This window comes from Endozoicomonas sp. ONNA1 (assembly GCF_024606325.1).
In the GTDB taxonomy this organism is placed as follows: domain Bacteria; phylum Pseudomonadota; class Gammaproteobacteria; order Pseudomonadales; family Endozoicomonadaceae; genus Endozoicomonas_A.
The window spans coordinates 1-2,178 of sequence record NZ_JAHHPN010000703.1; the positions used below are offsets into that span (position 1 = coordinate 1).

Genomic DNA, 2,178 nt, shown 5'->3' on the forward strand with positions numbered 1-2,178 from the left:
AAAAATTTCCCAAAGACTTCCATAATGTCAATGACCAACTCAATCTTGGAGCCAATAACGCCGTCTTTCCTCTGATCAGTCTGGTCAAGGGACTTACGTTGTTTGCCGGCAATATTTTTGCATTCGCGGATCAATACACAGAGGAAGATAATAGAGAATGAGGTATATCCCCCCAATGCATCCAATATTTCAGGCTATTGACATTGCTTTGTGTTGCATTGGCTCGGCCAGAGGTCTTTTTTCAACTCTGTAGTCCTTCTGTTTTGGAACTTTCATTTAATTAGCGGGTCTTAATTTACGAGCATTCCATAGAGTGGGCTCACCCCCGTCAAGATTAAGTACAATTAAAGACAGGAGTGATGATGAATCAATTATCTAAATCCTCATATAATCAGGGGCAAAATTTTTCTGCTTGCACTGCAACAGCCGTTGTCTCAGATAGTGCTACAGCGGATTACGACAATGTTTCCGGCAGAACCGTCAGGCCTGTCAGCGATAAGCCTTTGGGAGTCAATCGCGCAGATCCCTTAACAGGACAAAAAGATCAAAAAGAGGTCGGAATTTCCTCCAGAGCCGTTGCTTTAGATGTAGATACCTGTGAAGTAGCTGCATGCGAATCAGGATTAAGAAAGCGTCATGCCATTCAGCATGCGAACACTGCTATCCTCAGCGACAGACAAGTCAAGCTGATTCAAGAACTCATTGATGGTAGAAACGATAGACTCACAGAAGATGAATTTATAGATGTTGCCGACTTTCTTCCTTGTGATCCTGAAAAATATTTACCTGAACATTACTCCAAATCACCAACCCTTCTTTCAGAGATAGTAAGAAACCGTCTTTGGAGTGTTTTGGTAATGAAAAAAGGTGACAAAATCAGAGAAACATTGTTATCAACAGTTGAAAGAACAAAACAGATATTATTGAATGCTGTCAGGAGCGGAGCCCTAACATCTCACTATGGATACCTTTCTGAAGAATTAAAATCTGATATTGACTTCCTTATTGAATACTCAAACGTGCATGGTCTTCCGAGTGGTACACCGCCTGAACGGGCAAAATTGATTTATGATCACCTGGATATCGCAGCAAAAATAAAGTCATTGAGCGTTCTTCCGGACAGCTTTAAAGATGATGGTTTGTATGATGAACTTATCAAATCAGGAAGGATAAAGCTCAAAGACCTGCCGAAAGACATCATAAATAAAAACGAAGAGTACTGTCTTTCACAATTATCGAAGGGGTTGTGTACATTATCAGAGGTTCCGACTCGGTTTTTAACAAAACAGTTGATTTTGGACTCGCTTGATGGTGATTATTTTTTTGAAAATTTCAGCGAGATTTTCAAAGGCAATCATAAACATAAGGTTATGATGAATAATGATGAGTTTTTTGAAGAAGTGCTTTTAAAGACAGCTTCATCCGCACTCGGTAAAAGAAATTTCGCTAAAATATCTCAATCTCTCTTATCTGATGTTTATGATCTTTGTATAGAAAGATACAAGGATGATCAAAAAAAGCTTACCTTGTTGTTAAAAAAACTGGTAGAAGCCAATCCTTTTATTGTTGTATCAATTGAAAATGTAGATGATGCTTTGCTTCAGAAATTAATCGAAACAGGAAAAGAGTTATTATTAAAAAACTTAATTAGTAGACCTGAGATAAGTGAATATTTTTCTATCAGCCACCTTAATATGTTTTTTAAAAAAATTAATGCAAATAAGGATTTTGTAAGTCAGGTCATGGATATTGTCTGTCAGTATTTTCCTTTAAAATATCTCCATTCATTTCCCGAAGACATACTGGCGAAGCAAGACGCTATCGTTTTAAATTCTGAACCCTTTGAGTCTGGAGAGGGTCATATTATTAGAAGAAGTTTACGGCCCGGGAAAGCTGACCTCATAATAGATTACATTGAACATTATCTGGATTTTTTGCATAAATTTAATGATGCAAAGTATCTGGAGCAGTGTTGCACTGACCCAACGCTCCGGCAAAGACTTGTTCATGTACTGGCAAGCAGGATCGTTGCAAACAAACCGTTGTTGCTGAGGTATTGGAAGAATTGTTTACCCCGGAAATTACTGGATGATACTCTGGCTTATCTCAATCATCCTGCCCTGTTCTCCGAACTGGATGTCTCCGGCACATTAACAGAACCGGTGAATCCTCTCAAAT

The 2,178-nt window shown here is 38.5% G+C and carries 1 protein-coding gene; it reads left to right on the top strand.

Annotated features, from left to right (window positions below; all coding sequences use genetic code 11):
- Positions 1-359: 359 nt before the first annotated feature.
- Positions 360-2,178, top strand: a 1,819-nt coding sequence (locus tag KDK19_RS16540; RefSeq protein WP_257292397.1) for a hypothetical protein, incomplete at its 3' end; no start/stop codon positions are given.